This window comes from Kitasatospora sp. NPDC058406, assembly GCF_042722765.1.
Classification (GTDB): domain Bacteria; phylum Actinomycetota; class Actinomycetes; order Streptomycetales; family Streptomycetaceae; genus Kitasatospora.
Map to the genome: position 1 here is coordinate 1 of NZ_JBHXKE010000102.1, position 17,181 is coordinate 17,181.

A 17,181-nucleotide genomic window follows, 5' to 3' on the forward strand; every position below is an offset into this window, starting at 1 on the left:
CGGGCCCGCCCCGCGGCATACTGTGCTGGGGTTCCCTCCGCTTTAAACCGGCCGTCCGGTGTCCCGAACGGGTGCGGCTGGCGGTCCGTGTGCGGCCGGGCCGGATGGCCCGTACGCTTCGGAGCGGCCCGCGCCGCCGGCCATCCACGTCGTGCCCGCGGTGCACCTCGTCGCGGACGACGGCAGCGGGCTGCCCAGCCGTCGCCGGCGCCAGCCGCTGGCCGCGAGGCCGCAGCCGGCGGCACCGGGCGAGCCCGGGGAGCCGACGGCTGCGGGGGAGCGGCAGCCGGCCGGTCCGCCGGCCCGCACGCCCGAACAGGCCGCCGAGCGCTGGCAGGCCCTCCAGCACGGCACCGGCTCCGGCCGGGCCGCCGTGGCCCTCGCCGCCGTGACGGCCGCCGACGCCAGGGCCGAGCGTGACGGCGGTGACCCGGGCGGCGGTGACGGCGGTACTGCCGCGGCCACCGTCGCCGACGAGCCCGCCGCCACCGGTGACGCCACCACCGACCACCGTCCGTCCCCCGCGGCGACCGGCCCCGCCGGCGCCGACCGGGCGGCCCCGCCCCGCCCCGACGCCGACCACACCGGCGCCGGACCCGCGGGCGCGTCCGGCCGCTAGATCCCCAGCCCCCGAAGGAGTCGAGCCGTGAGCAGCACGCCCAGCCCCACCGCCGCAGGGACCACCACCGCAGGCACCGCCCCCGGTGCGGCCGCGGCCGGCACCGACGAGATCTCGTGGGTGCTGACCCCGCTGCTGGAGCTGCCGGGCGTCCTGCACGCGGTCGTCGCCACCGGTGACGGCCTCGTCGAGGCCGCGTCGGCGGGCCTCGGCCGCGCCTCCGCCGAGCGGGTCGCCGCGATGACCGCCACCGTGCACGCCGCCGCCCGCGCGTTCACCACCGCCTTCACCGACGTCGAGCAGCCCCGGCTGGCCCAGACCGTGGTCGAGTCCGAACTGGGCTTCGCCGTCGTCGTCCCGGCCGGGGAGAACACCTCGCTCGCCGTCTTCACCACGCCCGAGGCCCAGCTCGGCAACGTGGCCTACCAGATGCAGGTGCAGGTCGCCGCCCTGGGCCGCGCGCTGGCGAGCCCGGCCAGGCGGCAGGACGCGCCCGCCCGGTCATGACCGCCGTCCCCCGCAGGCGGATGGTCCCCGCCTACCTGGCCACCGGCGGCCGGTCCCGGCCCGGCACGGCCGGTTTCGACCGGCTCACCGCCCTGAGCGCCTCCGGCACCGAACCCCCGCCGGAGCTGGCGGAGTTGGGGGCCGAGCACGGTCGGCTCTGGGACCTGCTCCGCCCCGGCGCGCTCACCGTCGTGGAGGCCGCGGCCCATCTGCGGCTCCCGGTCAGCGCCACCGTCTTCCTCGCGGCCGACCTGGTCGAGGCGGGCTGCCTGCGCGCCCGCGCGCCGATCCCCCGCGCCCAGCAGACCGACCGCTCCATCGTCGAGAGGCTCCTCGTTGGACTCCGCACTCTCCGGTAACCCGGCCGCGCCGGGCGGGCCGGACCGGGTGGGCTACCTGCCCGACCGGGACCAGACGCTGATGAAGCTGGTGGTGGCCGGCCCGTTCGGGGTCGGCAAGACGACGCTGATCCGCACGCTCTCGGAGATCCCGACCCTGCACACCGAGGAGGCGATGACCGAGACCGGAGCCCCGGTGGACGACGTGGCCGGTCTGACCGGCAAGTCCACCACCACCGTCGCGGTCGACTTCGGCCGGCTCACCCTGCCCGGCCAGGTGGTGCTGTACATGTTCGGCACCCCGGGCCAGCGCCGGTTCTTCCCGCTCTGGCAGGACATCGCCCGCGGCGCGGTGGGCGCCCTGGTGCTGGCCGACACCCGCCGGCTGGCCGACTCCTTCGAGATCATGGACATGGTCGAGGAGCAGGGCCTGCCGTACGCGGTCGCCGTCAACTGCTTCCCCGACGCGCCCGTCCACCCGCCCGACGTGCTCCGGGCCCACCTGGACCTGCACGCGAGCACCCCGTTGGTGCTCTGTGACGCCCGCGAGCGCGACTCCGGTCTGGACGCCCTGATCGCGCTCACCGAACACGTCCTGCACGGCCTGCCCGCCGGTCACGACCCCGCCGGTTCCGATCCTGACGCGTCCGACCCCGCCGGTCCCGACCCTGCCGGTCCCGACCCCGCCGGTTCCGATCCCGCCGTGCCCGATCCCGCCCCGGAGCAGCCGTGACCAGCCCCGACGACGTACCCGGCGACCCGGCCCCCCGGGCGGTCCCCCTCCACGGTCCGGCCTTCGCCGCCGACCCGCAGGCCGTCTACGAGCAGCTGCGCCGCCACGGCCCGGTCGCCCCGGTGGAGATCGCGCCCGGCGTCGAGGCCCTGCTGGTCACCGACTACCAGGCAGCCCTCGACCTGCTGCGCGACTCCGACACCTTCTCCAAGGACTCCCGGGCCTGGCAGCGGACCGTCCCGCCGGACTCCCCGCTGCTGCCGGTGCTCGGCTACCGCCCGACCGCCCTCTTCAGCGACGGCGCGACCCACGCCCGCTACCGCCAGGTGATCACCGACGGCCTGGCCCTGCTGGAACCGCACCTGCTCCAGCGCCGGGTGGCCGAGGTCGCCCACCGGCTGATCGGCACCTTCGAGGCCACCGGTTCCGCCGATCTGATCGCCGACTACGCGCGCCGCCTGCCGGTCCACGCCGTCACCACCTGGTTCGGGGTGCCGGAGGAGCACGCCGACCGTCTGGTGGCCGGGATCGTCGGCATGATCGAGTCGACCGAGAAGGCGGTGGCCGCGTACGGCGACGTCGTCGCGGTGGTCACCGCGATGGTCGCCGAGCGGCGCGAACGGCCCCGGCACGACCTGACCTCGTGGTTCCTCACCCACCCGGCGGGGCTGGACAACGAGGAGGTGGTCCGGCAGATCACGCTGACCATGATCGCCGGCAACGAGCCGACCACCAATCTGATCGGCAACGCCCTGCTCCGCCTCCTCACCGACGCCCGCTACGCCGGTTCGCTGTTCGGCGGCGCGATGACGGCGTTCCAGGCGATCGACGAGGTGCTCTGGCACGAGCCGCCGCTGGCCAACCTCTCCGCGCACTACCCGCGCTACGACGTGACCTTCCACGGCCGGGAGATCGCGGCCGGCTCCCTCGTCCTGGTCTCCTACGCGGCCGCCAACTCCCAGGCCGCCCCGCCCACCGGCGGCGGCGAGCTGGGCAGCGGCGAGTCCGCGCACCTGGCGTGGGCGGCCGGTCCGCACGCCTGCCCGGCCCGGGACCCGGCGCTGCTGATCGCCATCACCGCGATCGAGCAGCTCACCAGCCGCCTCAGCGAGCTGGAGCTCGCCACCCCGGCCGCCGGTCTCCGCTGGCGCCCGGGCCCGTTCCACCGGGCCCTGGTGGAGCTCCCGGTCCGCTTCGCCCCGGTCGCCGGATAGCGAACGGGCCCGGGAACCGAACCGGTTCCCGGGCCCGCCGTACGCTGTCCGACGGCCGCCGAAACGGCCGCCGGTCCGGCTACTCCGCCGGCTTCAGCGTGAGCGAGACGCTGTTGATGCAGTACCGCTGGTCGGTCGGCGTGCCGTAGCCCTCGCCCTCGAAGACGTGTCCGAGGTGTCCGCCGCAGCGGGCGCAGCGGACCTCGACCCGGCGCATGCCGAGCGTGCTGTCCTCGATGTACTGGACGCGGTCACCGGCGAGCGGCGCGTAGTAGGACGGCCAGCCGCAGTGGCTGTCGAACTTGGTCTCCGAGCTGAACAGCTCGGCGCCGCAGGCCCGGCAGCCGTAGACGCCGACCGTCTTGGTGTCGGTGTACTCGCCGGTGAACGGGCGCTCGGTGCCGGCCTCCCGGAGGACGTGGTACTCCTCCGGCGAGAGCTCGGCGCGCCACTCGGCGTCGGTCTTCTCGATCTCGTAGCTCATGACGGCTCCAGGTCGGGGGACTCAGACGTTGGTGGCAACGTTCGCGAGGTGCTTCAGGATTTCCGGGCCGAGGTTGGTGACGTCGCCCGCACCCATGGTGAGCAGCAGGTCGCCCGGGCGGGCCAGGCCGGCCAGCAGGGCGGGGGCGGCGGCGAAGTCGTGCTCGGCGGTGACCTCGGCGCCCGCGGTCCGGGCCGCGTCGATGATCAGCTCGCTGGTGACGCCCGGGATCGGGTCCTCGCGGGCCGGGTAGATGTCGAGCACGACGGAGGAGTCGGCCAGGGCCAGGGCGGCGCCCATCTCCTCGGCGAGCTGCTGGGTGCGGCTGAACAGGTGCGGCTGGAAGACCACCAGGACGCGGCCGTCGGCGGCCTCCCGGATCGCCTCCAGGTCGGCGGTCATCTCGGTCGGGTGGTGCGCGTAGGAGTCGATCACCTGGACGCCGCCCGCCTCGCCCTTGAGCTGGAGGCGGCGGCGCACGCCGGTGTAGGCGGCGATGGCCTTGGCCAGGTCGGCGGCCGGGACGCCGAGCGCGACGCCGGCGGCCAGCGCGGCGACCGCGTTGTGGGCGTAGTGCCGACCGGGCACCGAGACGGTGAAGGTGAGCTCGGCGCCGTCGAGCAGGACGGTGACCTCGCTGGCCATGCCGTGCGCGACCACCGACAGGACACGGAGGTCGGCGTCCTCGGCGGCGCCGACGGTGACCACCCGCAAGCCCTCGCGGCCGGCCACCCGGGCGGTCAGCTCGCGGGCGCCGTCGTGGTCGGCGGAGACGACCAGGGTGCCGCCGGGGGAGATCCGGCCGACGAAGGTCTCGAAGGACTCGTAGATCTCGTCGATCGAGGCGTAGTTGGCGTGGTGGTCCAGCTCCACGTTGAGCACGATCGCCACCTCGGGCGCGTACTTGTGGAAGCTGCGGTCGCTCTCGTCGGCCTCGGCGACGAAGATCTCGCCGTCGCCGTGCCGGGCGTTGGAGCCGGGCACGTCGAGGTCCCCGCCGATCGCGTAGGACGGGTCGAGGCCCAGCTCACCGAGCGCGACGGCGAGCATGCTGGTGGTGGTCGTCTTGCCGTGGGTGCCGGCGACGGCCAGCGCCCGGCGGCCGCCCATCAGCGCGGCCAGCGCGTCCGAGCGGTGCACCACCGGGATCCCGCGCTCGCGGGCGGCGGCCAGCTCCGGGTTGTCGGCGCGGATCGCGCTGGAGACCACGATGCTGCTGGCACCGTCCGGGACGTGCTCGGCGGCGTGGCCGATGTGCACGCCGGCACCCAGGGCGCGCAGGGCGAGGACGGTCTCGGACTCCTTGGAGTCGCTGCCGGAGACGCTGGCACCGCGCACCGCGAGGATCTTCGCCAGGCCGGACATCCCGGCGCCGCCGATACCGATGAAGTGCGGGGCGTGCAGGTCGTGCGCGGCGTCGTTCAAAACGGGACTCCGTACGGGCTGTGGGCCCCTCCTGCCCGACGGCGGGCGCGGAGGGAGGGACGGGTGTGGTGGAGGGCGGGCGGCAAGGGCGAATCGTCCTCGCGGACCGGACCGCAAGGACGATTCTGCACCACCGGAGGCCCCGGCCCCTGTGCCCGAGAGCGGGCGAGGAGGGCGTCAGGAGTCGCTGGCGAACAGCCGCAGCACCGGAACGCCCACCTTGTGCCGGGCCTGGGAGGCCCAGTCGCGGTGGAAGAACTCCTCCACGAAGTGCGGCGAGGTGAGCACCACCACCTCGTCGGCCCGGTGCTCCTCGACCACGGTGCGGAGCCGGTCGAGGGGCTTCTCCTCGACCAGCTCGCCGACCGCCTCGGCTCCGGCCTGCCGCAGGTGGCGCAGGCTGTGCTCCAGCGACTCGGTGGCCACCGTCGGCTCGCTCTCGGACTCGTCGTGCTCGTGGACCACCTTGTCGAGGTGGCCGAGGGCGACGTCGTCCAGCGCCCGCAGCAGCTCGTCCTGCTTGCCGCGCGGTTGCATCAGGACGACGAAGGACACCGTCTCGTCGCTGTGGAGCGTGGTGACCAGCTCCACGTCGGCGTCGGAGAGTGCCTTTTCGATCATCAGTACCGTCTTGAACACGTGAGTCCCTTCCAGTCGCCGGCCCCCGGGCTCCGGCATCGGATCCCATACTGCCCCGGCGGAAGCTTTCCGCACCTTGCTCACCCGACAGACGGGCCACGCGGAGGGAACGTCCCAAGTGGGAGCGGGATCACTTTCCGGGGGTCACGGGGTCGGCGGACGCAGGTAACGGGTGAAGAGGAATCCTTTCTGCTCGATCAATGAGACCAGTCGCATCCGCTGCACGTCCGGCATTTCCGCATCGTGGATGATCCGCGGCGCGTCGCCGGCCGTGATCAGCGGTGCCAGCGACAGGCACAGCTCGTCGAGCAGGCCGGCGGCGGCCAGCTGTCCCAGCAGCCGCGGTCCGCCCTCGGTCAGCATCCGCGTCCAGCCCCGGTCGGCCAGGGCCGCGACCGCCGCCCGCAGGTCCACCGAGCCCCGGCCCGCGACGATCACGTCCGCCACCTCGGCCACCGCCGCGCGGCTCTCCCCGGGTGCGTCCTCGGTGGTGATCACCACCGTCCGCACCAGCGGCTCGGTGAACAGCGGCGCCGCCAGGTCCAGGCCCAGCGAGCGGGTGACGACCGCGATCGCCGGCGCCGGGGCCTGCCCGGCCGCCTGCCGCGCCCCGGCGAACTCGGCCCGGGCGCGGGCCGGCCGGTACCCCTCGGCACGGACCGTCTCGGCGCCCACCAGCACCACGTCCGACAGCGCCCGCAGCACACCGAAGATCCGCTTGTCCGCCGAACCCGAGAGCCCCTCGGAGAGCCCGTCCAGCCGGGCCCCGCCGTCCAGGCCGGCCACCATGTTGGCGCGCAGCCACGGGCGGCCGTGATTCACCTGGTCGGGGTACGCGTAGACGGCGGCGAGCGACTCCAGCGAGGCCGGATCGGCGAACTGCCCGCCCGGCGGGCTGATCAACTGATGCATGCCGCCAGTCTTCCACCGGCGCGCGCCGGCGGCCGGGGCCCGCCGCGTGTGCGGTCGGGCGTACCCTGTACTACCGTGCCAGCAGCCTCACACCCCGACTCCGTGATCGACGCCGTGATCGACCCCGAGCTGATAGCCACCACCGGCCCCGCCGGACCGGTCGCGCTCACCGACCGGCGCCCCGTCGTCCCCGCCGAGCGGCTGGTCGCCGAGATGGTGCCACCGCCGCGTTTCTCCGACGTGAGCTTCGGGACGTACCTCCCGGACCCGACGCAGCCCAGCCAGTACGAGGCCGTCCAGGTCCTGGAGCAGTTCGCCGGCACGCTCGCCGCCGGGAAGGGCTCCGCCCCGAAGCGCAGCTGGTTCCGCCGCAGTGCCCCCGTGCCCACCGGTCCGGCCGGCGTCTACCTGGACGGCGGCTACGGCGTCGGCAAGACCCACCTGCTCGCCTCGCTCTGGCACGCCGCGCCGGGCCCCAAGGCCTTCGGCACCTTCGTCGAGCTGACCAACCTGGTCGGCGCGCTCGGCTTCCAGCAGGCCGTGACCACCCTCTCCGGCCACACGCTGCTCTGCATCGACGAGTTCGAACTGGACGACCCCGGCGACACCGTGCTGGTCTCCACCCTGCTCGGCCGGCTGGTCGACAACGGCGTCAAGCTCTGCGCCACCTCCAACACCCTGCCCGAGAAGCTCGGCGAGGGCCGGTTCGCCGCCGCCGACTTCCTCCGCGAGATCCAGGGCCTGTCCGCGCACTTCCGCCCGATGCGGATCGACGGCCAGGACTACCGCCACCGCGGCCTGCCGGACGCCCCGCCGCCGTACTCCGACGCCCAGGTGGACGCCGCCGCGGCCCGCACCCCGGGCGCCTCGCTGGACGACTTCGACGCCCTGCTCGGCCACCTCTCGGCCGTCCACCCCAGCCGCTACGGCGCCCTGCTGGACGACGTGACGGCGGTCTGCCTGCGCGGCGTGCGACAGGTCGACGACCAGTCCACCGCGCTGCGCCTGGTCGTCCTCGCCGACCGGATGTACGACCGCGAGCTGCCGGTCACGGCCTCCGGGATCCCCTTCGACCGGGTCTTCCCGGAGGAGATGCTGCGCGGCGGCTACCGCAAGAAGTACCTGCGGGCCGTCTCCCGCCTGGTCGCGCTCGCCCGCGACAGCGCCCGCTAGGGCTCGTCCGACGGACGGGCTCCGGGCCCTGCCCGGGCCTTCCCGGCCTCCCCTGCCTCCCCGCGGGTTTCCCGGCCGGGGCCGCAATGTCGGTGGCGGGTCGTACGGTGGACACGTGCGACCCATCACGAGTATTGAGCGGTCAGAGACGCCCTTCGAGGTCGTCAGTCCCTACCAGCCCAACGGCGACCAGCCCGCGGCCATCGCCGAGCTGGAGCGCCGGGTCCGGGCCGGGGAGAAGGACGTCGTCCTGCTCGGCGCCACCGGTACCGGCAAGTCGGCCACCACGGCCTGGATGATCGAGAAGCTCCAGCGTCCCACCCTGGTGATGGCGCCGAACAAGACCCTGGCCGCCCAGCTCGCGAACGAGTTCCGCGAGCTGCTGCCGAACAACGCGGTCGAGTACTTCGTCTCGTACTACGACTACTACCAGCCCGAGGCGTACGTCCCGCAGACGGACACCTACATCGAGAAGGACTCCTCGATCAACGAGGAGGTCGAGCGGCTGCGCCACTCCGCCACCAACTCGCTGCTCACCCGCAGGGACGTCGTCGTGGTCGCCTCGGTCTCCTGCATCTACGGCCTCGGCACCCCGCAGGAGTACGTGGACCGGATGGTGAGGCTCAAGGTCGGCGAGGAGATCGACCGCGACGTCCTGCTCCGCCGCTTCGTCGACATCCAGTACACCCGCAACGACCTCGCCTTCACCCGCGGCACCTTCCGGGTCCGCGGCGACACCATCGAGATCTTCCCGGTCTACGAGGAGCTCGCCCTCCGGATCGAGATGTTCGGCGACGAGATCGAGGCGCTGTACACCCTGCACCCGCTCACCGGCGAGATCATCAGCCAGGACGACTCCGTCCACGTCTTCCCGGCCTCGCACTACGTCGCCGGCCCGGAGCGGATGGAGCGCGCGGTCGGCGACATCGAGAAGGAGCTGGAGGGGGCCCTCGCGCGGATGGAGAAGCAGGGCAAGCTGCTGGAGGCCCAGCGGCTGCGGATGCGCACCACGTACGACCTGGAGATGCTCCGCCAGATCGGCACCTGCTCCGGCGTCGAGAACTACTCGATGCACTTCGACGGCCGTGAGCCCGGCTCCCCGCCGAACACCCTGCTCGACTACTTCCCGGACGACTTCCTCCTGGTCATCGACGAGTCGCACGTCACCGTCCCGCAGATCGGCGCGATGTACGAGGGCGACGCCTCGCGCAAGCGCACGCTGGTCGAGCACGGGTTCCGGCTCCCGTCGGCGATGGACAACCGCCCGCTGAAGTGGGAGGAGTTCCAGAAGAGGATCGGCCAGACCGTCTACCTCTCGGCGACCCCCGGCCAGTACGAGCTGTCCCGCGGCGACGGTCAGGTCGAGCAGATCATCCGCCCGACCGGCCTGATCGACCCCGAGGTGATCGTCAAGCCCACCGAGGGCCAGATCGACGACCTGGTGCACGAGGTCCGCAAGCGGGTGGAGAAGGACGAGCGCGTCCTGGTCACCACCCTCACCAAGAAGATGTCCGAGGACCTCACCGACTACATGCTCGGCCTGGACATCCGGGTCCGGTACCTGCACAGCGACATCGACACGCTGCGCCGGGTCGAGCTGCTGCGCGAGCTGCGGGCCGGCGAGTACGACGTGCTGGTCGGCATCAACCTGCTCCGTGAGGGCCTGGACCTCCCCGAGGTCTCCCTGGTGGCGATCCTGGACGCCGACAAGGAGGGCTTCCTGCGGTCCGGCACCTCGCTGATCCAGACCATCGGCCGCGCCGCCCGCAACGTCTCCGGCCAGGTCCACATGTACGCGGACCGGATCACCCCGGCGATGGAGAAGGCCATCGACGAGACCAACCGCCGCCGCGAGGTCCAGCAGGCATACAACAAGAAGCACGGAATCGACCCGCAGCCGCTGCGGAAGAAGATCGGCGACATCCTGGACACCCTCACCCGTGAGGAGGTCGACACCGACCAGCTACTCTCGACCGGCTACCGCGGTGCCGGCGCCAAGGGCGCCAAGGCCCCGGTGCCGGCGCTGGGCGCCACCCGCCAGCCGGCCAAGTCCTTGCCGGCGGCCGAGCTGGCCGACCTGATCCAGTCGATGACCGAGCGGATGCACGCCGCCGCGACGGACCTCCAGTTCGAGGTCGCGGCCCGGCTGCGCGACGAGGTGAAGGAACTGAAGAAGGAGCTGCGGCAGATGCGGGAGGCCGGCATCGCGTAGCGGCCCCGCGCAGGCTCCTCGACGCCCCGCCGGGCGTGGCCGGTTCCGTTCCCGGTCGTGCCCGGCGGTGTCTAGCCCCGCCACGAAGGGGTACACGGCGATCGAAGCGTTCTGCCGCAGGGCCTAGGCTGGCCTGCGGTGCCGCCACGCGAGGGGGCGGCCGAAACAGGGGGCCTCAGCCGGGGGACGGCAACGGGGTGTTCCACCGTGGAGCCTGCGCGGGGATCGACCGCGGGGCTGGGCAGAGAGGACACATCGCCGTGTCGGTGACACTTGCCAAGGGGCAGCGGGTCAGCCTCCAGAAGGGTTCGGGCGAGACGCTGACCGTCGTCCGGATGGGCCTCGGTTGGAAGGCTGCGCCCCGGCGCGGTCTCTTCGGCAGCCGGACCAGGCAGATCGACCTGGACGCCTCGGCCCTGCTGTACGCCGAGCGGACCCCGTCGGACGTGGTGTTCTTCCAGCACCTGGAGAGCGCCGACGGCTCGGTCAGGCACACCGGGGACAACCTGGTCGGCGGAGCCGGCGCGGGGGAGGACGACGAGGCGATCCTGGTCGACCTGGCGCACGTGCCGCCGCACATCACCCAGGTGGTGTTCACGGTGAGCTCGTACACCGGGCAGACCTTCGCCGAGGTCCAGAACGCGCACTGCCGGCTGGTGGACGAGTCGACCGGGCTGGAGCTGGCCCGGTACGAGCTGACCGGCGGCGGTCCGCACACCGGGCAGGTCATGGCGAAGGTGTTCCGCGAGGAGGACGGCGGCTGGGGGATGCAGGCGATCGGCGCTCCGGCCCGCGGCCGGACCTTCCAGGACCTGCTTCCGGCCATCGAGCCGTACCTGTAGCGGCGGGCCCCGAGCGGCCCCGGCGTGGGCCCGGAGCGGCCCGGGAGCGGCCCGGTCCCCGGGGTCCTTTACCTTCTTTACCTTTCCTTGGGACTGCTGTTACCCTGGTTGGCAGCGGAGGGGAGTATTCCCCCGCAGTTGCCCCGTCATCACGGGCGTCCCCAGCGGCGTCCCGGGGCGCTGGTCCGCGGGCGCGCAGCAGCGCGTCCGACGGGCGGAAGAGACCTCCGGCAGTGACGATGACTGTCTCGCCTACCTGCCGGAGGAGCAGTAGTGGACGTTTCCGTAAGTTTGTGGGTCGGCACGATCGTGGTGCTTCTGGCACTGATCGTGGCCGACTTCTTCATCGGCGGTCGCAAGCCGCACGAGGTGTCGATCAAGGAAGCCGGCATCTGGACCACGGTCTGGGTCGTGCTCGCGGCACTCTTCGGTGGATTCCTCTGGTGGCACTCCGGCGCCCAGCCGGCCGGTGAGTTCTTCGCCGGGTACATCACCGAGAAGTCGCTCAGTGTCGACAACCTGTTCGTGTTCATCCTGATCATGGGCAAGTTCGCGGTGCCCCGGATCTACCAGCAGCGCGTGCTGATGTTCGGTGTGATCATTGCGCTGGTGCTCCGGGCGGTCTTCATCGCCGGTGGCGCGGCCCTGGTCGCGCAGTTCTCCTGGGTGTTCTTCATCTTCGGCGCCTTCCTGATCTGGACGGCGTGGAAGCTGATCAAGGAGGCCCGGTCCGACGAGGAGGACGAGGAGTTCGAGGAGAACCGCCTGCTCAAGTCGATCGAGCAGCGCTTCCCGTCGACCGACAAGTACCACGGCACCAAGCTCTTCATCCGGGAGAACGGCCGCCGGCTGATGACCCCGATGCTGATCGTCATGCTGGCGATCGGCACCACCGACGTCCTGTTCGCGCTGGACTCGATCCCGGCGATCTTCGGTCTGACCCAGGACCCGTACATCGTCTTCACCGCCAACGCCTTCGCCCTGATGGGTCTGCGGCAGCTGTACTTCCTGATCGGCGGGCTGCTGAAGAAGCTGGTCCACCTCTCGTACGGCCTGTCGGTGATCCTCGGCTTCATCGGCGTGAAGCTGGTGCTGCACGCGGCGCACGAGCAGGGCGCGAACGTGCCGGAGATCGGCATCCCGCTCTCGCTGGGCTTCATCGTGGTGGTGCTCGCCGTCACCACCGTGACCAGCCTGATGGCCTCGAAGAAGGCCGAGCGGGCCGAGGCGGAGAAGATCGACGCCTGAGCCCCGCCCCCCCGGCCCGGCGGGCCCGCGACCGAGCAGTGGTCGCGGGCCCGCCGTCGTCGTGTCAGCCCCGCACGGGCCCCCGCACGGGCCTCCGTGGGGTCCTCACGGGCCCGCGGGGGCCCGTCGCGCCTACCAGCCGCGCTCGCGCCAGGCGGCCAGGTTGGGGCGCTCGGCGCCCAGGGTGGTGTCGTTGCCGTGACCGGGGTAGACCCAGGCCTCGTCCGGCAGGACGTCGAAGAGCTTCTCGTTGACGTCCCGGAACAGGCTCCGGAAGGCCTCCGGGTCGCCCCAGGTGTTCCCCACCCCGCCCGGGAAGAGGCAGTCCCCGGTGAACACGTGCGGGTGGCCCTGCGGGTCGTCGTAGACCAGCACGATCGCCCCGGGGGTGTGGCCGACCAGGTGCCGCACGGTCAGCTCGCAGTGGCCCACCCGCAGGGTGTCGCCGTCGTCCAGCGGCAGGTCGGTCGGCACCTCGACGGCCTCGGCGTCGATCCGTCCGGCGGCGGTGCGGGCGCCGGTGGCGGCGACCACCTCGGCCAGCGCGCCCCAGTGGTCGTGGTGCCGGTGCGTGGTGACCACGGTGGCCAGGTTCTCGCCGACGGTCTCCAGCAGCGCCGGCGCGTCCGCCGCCGCGTCGATCAGCAGCTGCTCGTCGGTGTCGCGGCAGCGCAGCAGGTAGGCGTTGTTGTCGTAGGGGCCGACCGCCACCTTGGTGATGATCAGGTGGGCCAGGTCGCGCACGTCCGGCGGTCCGCCGACCTTGACCGCTCCGTGGTACGTCATCCGTCCGCTCCTCGTCATGGGGGTTCTGGGATCATCCTCGCGCCGAGCGGGCCGTCAGCCCAGTGGGGGGAGCGGGGGCAGGGCGGCCCGGCCGTCGGCGAGCGGGACGCCGTCCTCGCGGACCAGCAGGCCGTCGCCGTCCGAGCGGCCGGAGAGCCAGGCGGTGAGGGTCCGGACGGGGCCCTCGACGCTGAGCCGGGCCTCCCCGTCGGCGGAGCCGATCCGGGCCCGGTCCCCGGTGTCCCCGGCCACCAGCAGGGCCGCCGGGAGGGCTGTCGGGAGGTCCCCGGAGGCCCCGGCGCCCGCGGCGGCGTCCGCGCCGGCGAGCCTGGCCGCCAGCCGCCGGAACTCGGCCGTGGCGAAGGGCTCCGGCCAGTCCGCGGGGGAGTAGCCGGCGGCGAGGTCGACGTGGTGGTACTCGAGCTCCATCAGCCGCTTCCACGGGATGTCGTGGGCCGGGAAGAGGTAGCCGGAGCGGTGGCGCACCGAGGCGGCCCACGCCTCGGCGGGCAGCAGCGCGGCGGCGGCGGCGAAGCCGGCGTGGGAGTCCCGGACGTCGTCGGCCTGGACGTCGAGCGGGCGGGGCGCGCCCTGCTCGATGCCCAGGTCGCGGGCCTCGTCGCTCGCGTACTGCGGGACGTCGGTGCCGGTCCGGGCGCCGTCGAGCAGGTTGACCAGCGAGTCGGCGTTGCGGGCGACGTGGGCCAGCACGTGGCCCCTGGTCCAGCCCGGCAGGGCCGAGGGGCCGGCGACGGCCGCGGGCTCCAGCGCGGCGAGGGTCCGCAGCAGGCGGCCGGTGGCCTCGGCGACGTCGGTGAGCCGGGCCGCGGCGAGGTCGGCGGGGTTCTGGGGGGCGGTCATGGGTCGGTGGCCTCCGGTTCGGCTGCTCCACGGCGTTGCCCACCGGCCCCGCCGCTCGTTGACGTGGTGACGCTATCGCCGTTCTCCGGCGTTGAGCAGGGGCTTTTTCCGGACCTGCGTCAAGGCTGGCAGGGTGGCGGTCACTCATTCGGGTGGACCCGGCCGGACAGGCTCGTTAATCGAACGCGTGAGCTAGTAGGCTGACTGGCGCATCCTGGAGGAAGTACACACGACTTCCACCAGCCCTCCCGCCCCGGAGAAAGGCGCCAGAAGCAGTGGCCGACCGCCTCATCGTCCGCGGTGCTCGCGAGCACAATCTCAAGAACGTCTCGCTCGACCTGCCCCGCGACTCCCTCATCGTCTTCACGGGCCTCTCCGGGTCCGGCAAGTCCTCGCTCGCCTTCGACACGATCTTCGCCGAGGGGCAGCGCCGCTACGTCGAATCGCTGTCCTCCTACGCCCGCCAGTTCCTCGGGCAGATGGACAAGCCCGACGTCGACTTCATCGAGGGCCTCTCCCCGGCCGTCTCGATCGACCAGAAGTCCACCAACCGCAACCCGCGCTCGACCGTCGGCACCATCACCGAGGTCTACGACTACCTCCGCCTGCTGTTCGCCCGGATCGGCAAGCCGCACTGCCCGCACTGCTCCCGGCCGATCGCCAAGCAGTCGCCGCAGGCCGTCGTGGACAAGGTGCTGGCGCTCGCCGAGGGCACCCGCTTCCAGGTGCTCAGCCCGGTCGTGCGGGAGCGCAAGGGCGAGTTCGTCGACCTCTTCGCCGACCTCCAGTCCAAGGGCTACGCCCGCGCCCGGGTGGACGGCGAGACGATCCAGCTCGCCGAGCCCCCGAAGCTCAAGAAGCAGGAGAAGCACACCGTCGAGGTGGTCATCGACCGCCTCACCGTCAAGGGGAGCGCCAAGCGGCGCCTGACCGACTCGGTGGAGACGGCCCTGCGGCTCTCCGGCGGCATGGTCGTGCTCGACTTCGTCGACCTCCCGGAGGACGACCCCGAGCGCGAGCGGATGTACTCCGAGCACCTCTACTGCCCGTACGACGACGTGTCGTTCGAGGAGCTGGAGCCGCGCTCGTTCTCCTTCAACTCGCCCTTCGGCGCCTGCCCGGACTGCTCCGGCCTCGGCAACCGGATGGAGGTGGACCCGGAGCTGGTCGTCCCCGACGACGAGAAGTCGCTGGACGAGGGCGCCATCCACCCGTGGTCCGGCGGCCACACCAAGGAGTACTTCCAGCGCCTGATCGACGCGCTCGCCGGCGAGCTGGGCTTCCGCACCGACCTCCCCTGGGCCGGCCTCCCGGCCCGCGCCAAGAAGGCCCTGCTGTACGGGCACAAGCACCAGGTCGAGGTCCGCTACCGCAACCGGTACGGGCGCGACCGCTCGTACACCACCGGCTTCGAGGGCGCGGTGCCGTTCATCCAGCGACGGCACACCGAGGCGGAGAGCGACTCCAGCCGCGAGCGCTTCGAGGGCTACATGCGCGAGGTGCCCTGCCCGACCTGCAAGGGGACCAGGCTCAAGCCGGTGGTGCTGGCCGTCACCGTCGAGGACCGCTCGATCGCCGACGTCTCGTCGATGTCGATCAGCGACTGCTCCGACTTCCTCGGCGCGATGAAGCTCAACGCCCGGGACAAGCAGATCGCCGAGCGCGTGCTCAAGGAGGTCAACGAGCGGCTCCGCTTCCTCGTCGACGTCGGCCTGGACTACCTCTCGCTCAACCGCGCGGCGGGCACCCTCTCCGGCGGCGAGGCCCAGCGGATCCGGCTCGCCACCCAGATCGGCTCCGGCCTGGTCGGCGTCCTCTACGTGCTGGACGAACCGTCCATCGGCCTGCACCAGCGCGACAACCACCGGCTGATCGAGACCCTCGTGCGGCTCCGCGACATCGGCAACACGCTGATCGTCGTCGAGCACGACGAGGACACCATCAAGATGGCCGACTGGGTGGTCGACATCGGCCCCGGCGCCGGCGAGCACGGCGGCAAGGTGGTCCACTCCGGCTCGCTGAAGCAGCTGCTCACCAACAAGGAGTCGCTGACCGGGCAGTACCTCTCCGGCAAGCGCTTCATCCCGATCCCGGAGGCCCGCCGCGACCGGGACAAGAAGCGCCAGCTGACCGTCCACGGCGCCCGTGAGCACAACCTCAAGGACGTCACGGTCGGCTTCCCGCTCGGCACCTTCACGGCGATCACCGGCGTCTCCGGCTCCGGCAAGTCCACCCTGGTCAACGACATCCTCTACACCCACCTCGCCCGGGAGCTGAACGGCGCCCGCACGGTCCCCGGCCGGCACACCCGGATCACCGGCACCGACCTGGTCGACAAGGTGGTCCACGTCGACCAGTCGCCGATCGGTCGCACCCCGCGCTCCAACCCGGCCACCTACACCGGCGTCTTCGACCACGTCCGGCGGCTCTTCGCGGAGACCCAGGAGGCCAAGGTCCGCGGCTACCTGCCCGGCCGGTTCTCGTTCAACGTCAAGGGCGGCCGCTGCGAGAACTGCTCCGGCGACGGCACCATCAAGATCGAGATGAACTTCCTGCCGGACGTCTACGTGCCGTGCGAGGTCTGCCACGGTGCCCGGTACAACCGGGAGACGCTGGAGGTGCACTACAAGGGCCGGTCCATCGCCGAGGTGCTGGACATGCCGATCGAGGAGGCGCTCGGCTTCTTCGAGGCCGTCCCGGCGATCGCCCGGCACCTGAGGACGCTCAACGACGTCGGCCTCGGCTACGTCCGGCTCGGCCAGTCCGCGCCGACCCTCTCCGGCGGCGAGGCGCAGCGCGTCAAGCTCGCCTCCGAGCTCCAGAAGCGCTCCACCGGCCGGACGGTCTACGTGCTCGACGAGCCGACCACCGGTCTGCACTTCGAGGACATCAGCAAGCTGATCAAGGTGCTCTCCGGGCTGGTGGACAAGGGCAACACGGTGATCGTCATCGAGCACAACCTCGATGTGATCAAGACCGCCGACTGGGTCGTCGACATGGGCCCCGAGGGCGGCTCCGGCGGCGGCACGGTGGTCGCCGAGGGCACCCCGGAGCAGATCGCGGCCGTCGCGGAGAGCCACACCGGCAAGTTCCTCCGGGGCATCCTGCCGGGCGAGTTCGCCGACGCCCCGGTCGTCAAGGCCAAGGCACCGCGCAAGCGCGCCGCGGCCGCCCGGAAGTAGCCGGGC

General features: G+C 72.4%; 16 protein-coding genes. 10 read left to right on the forward strand and 6 right to left on the reverse strand.

Annotated features, from left to right (window positions below; genetic code table 11):
• Positions 1–151: 151 nt before the first annotated feature.
• The 5 genes from ACFWOG_RS20940 (at position 152) to ACFWOG_RS20960 (ending at position 3,411) form a co-directional block, all read left to right on the forward strand.
• Positions 152–619 carry a hypothetical protein gene (locus tag ACFWOG_RS20940; protein ID WP_380360169.1) on the forward strand — a complete coding sequence of 156 codons (468 nt, stop codon included), beginning with the start codon at positions 152–154 and terminating at the stop codon, positions 617–619.
• Between the two features lie 111 nt (positions 620–730).
• On the forward strand, positions 731–1,126 hold the full coding sequence (locus tag ACFWOG_RS20945) for a roadblock/LC7 domain-containing protein (protein WP_329876458.1): 396 nt from the start codon (positions 731–733) through the stop codon (positions 1,124–1,126).
• Entirely contained in the window at positions 1,123–1,485 is a 363-nt protein-coding gene (locus tag ACFWOG_RS20950; protein WP_380360171.1) for a DUF742 domain-containing protein, read from the forward strand. Before ACFWOG_RS20945 ends, ACFWOG_RS20950 begins: the two co-directional genes overlap by 4 nt.
• A 61-nt stretch (positions 1,486–1,546) precedes the next feature.
• Entirely contained in the window at positions 1,547–2,197 is a 651-nt protein-coding gene (locus ACFWOG_RS20955; protein ID WP_380360194.1) for an ATP/GTP-binding protein, read from the forward strand.
• The gene (locus ACFWOG_RS20960; RefSeq protein WP_380360173.1) at positions 2,194–3,411 is read left to right on the forward strand and encodes a cytochrome P450; all 1,218 of its coding nucleotides are present in this window, start codon (positions 2,194–2,196) and stop codon (positions 3,409–3,411) included. Before ACFWOG_RS20955 ends, ACFWOG_RS20960 begins: the two co-directional genes overlap by 4 nt.
• Positions 3,412–3,490: 79 nt before the next feature.
• On the opposite strand, the gene msrB is transcribed toward ACFWOG_RS20960, so the two are convergent.
• The 4 genes from msrB to ACFWOG_RS20980 form a co-directional block, all read right to left on the reverse strand.
• A complete protein-coding gene (gene msrB / locus ACFWOG_RS20965; RefSeq protein ID WP_329876404.1) occupies positions 3,491–3,895 on the reverse strand; it encodes a peptide-methionine (R)-S-oxide reductase MsrB in 405 nt (134 codons plus the stop codon).
• Positions 3,896–3,916: 21 nt separating this feature from the next.
• Entirely contained in the window at positions 3,917–5,299 is a 1,383-nt protein-coding gene (gene murC, locus ACFWOG_RS20970) for a UDP-N-acetylmuramate--L-alanine ligase (protein ID WP_380360196.1), read from the reverse strand.
• 198 nt (positions 5,300–5,497) lie between these two features.
• Positions 5,498–5,959 carry an indole-3-glycerol phosphate synthase gene (locus tag ACFWOG_RS20975; protein WP_329876402.1) on the reverse strand — a complete coding sequence of 154 codons (462 nt, stop codon included), beginning with the start codon at positions 5,957–5,959 and terminating at the stop codon, positions 5,498–5,500.
• A 144-nt stretch (positions 5,960–6,103) separates the two neighbouring features.
• Entirely contained in the window at positions 6,104–6,871 is a 768-nt protein-coding gene (locus tag ACFWOG_RS20980) for a pyrimidine reductase family protein (protein WP_355399806.1), read from the reverse strand.
• Between the two features lie 114 nt (positions 6,872–6,985).
• On the opposite strand from ACFWOG_RS20980, the gene zapE reads away from it, so the two are divergent.
• The 4 genes from zapE (at position 6,986) to ACFWOG_RS21000 (ending at position 12,346) form a co-directional block, all read left to right on the forward strand.
• Entirely contained in the window at positions 6,986–8,044 is a 1,059-nt protein-coding gene (zapE, locus tag ACFWOG_RS20985) for a cell division protein ZapE (RefSeq protein ID WP_380360198.1), read from the forward strand.
• 115 nt (positions 8,045–8,159) lie between these two features.
• Positions 8,160–10,256 carry an excinuclease ABC subunit UvrB gene (uvrB, locus tag ACFWOG_RS20990; RefSeq protein WP_380360176.1) on the forward strand — a complete coding sequence of 699 codons (2,097 nt, stop codon included), beginning with the start codon at positions 8,160–8,162 and terminating at the stop codon, positions 10,254–10,256.
• Between the two features lie 260 nt (positions 10,257–10,516).
• A complete protein-coding gene (locus ACFWOG_RS20995; RefSeq protein ID WP_329876396.1) occupies positions 10,517–11,098 on the forward strand; it encodes a TerD family protein in 582 nt (193 codons plus the stop codon).
• Between the two features lie 273 nt (positions 11,099–11,371).
• Positions 11,372–12,346, forward strand: coding sequence for a TerC family protein (locus ACFWOG_RS21000; RefSeq protein ID WP_329948625.1), 975 nt, complete (start codon positions 11,372–11,374; stop codon positions 12,344–12,346).
• A gap of 132 nt (positions 12,347–12,478) precedes the next feature.
• Here the strand turns inward: ACFWOG_RS21000 and ACFWOG_RS21005 are convergent, their stop codons facing one another.
• Both ACFWOG_RS21005 and ACFWOG_RS21010 read right to left on the reverse strand, forming a co-directional pair.
• Entirely contained in the window at positions 12,479–13,132 is a 654-nt protein-coding gene (locus tag ACFWOG_RS21005; RefSeq protein ID WP_329876392.1) for an MBL fold metallo-hydrolase, read from the reverse strand.
• 54 nt (positions 13,133–13,186) lie between these two features.
• The gene (locus ACFWOG_RS21010) at positions 13,187–13,993 is read right to left on the reverse strand and encodes a maleylpyruvate isomerase family mycothiol-dependent enzyme (RefSeq protein WP_380360179.1); all 807 of its coding nucleotides are present in this window, start codon (positions 13,991–13,993) and stop codon (positions 13,187–13,189) included.
• 275 nt (positions 13,994–14,268) lie between these two features.
• On the opposite strand from ACFWOG_RS21010, the gene uvrA reads away from it, so the two are divergent.
• On the forward strand, positions 14,269–17,175 hold the full coding sequence (gene uvrA / locus ACFWOG_RS21015; RefSeq protein WP_380360181.1) for an excinuclease ABC subunit UvrA: 2,907 nt from the start codon (positions 14,269–14,271) through the stop codon (positions 17,173–17,175).
• Positions 17,176–17,181 lie beyond the last annotated feature (6 nt).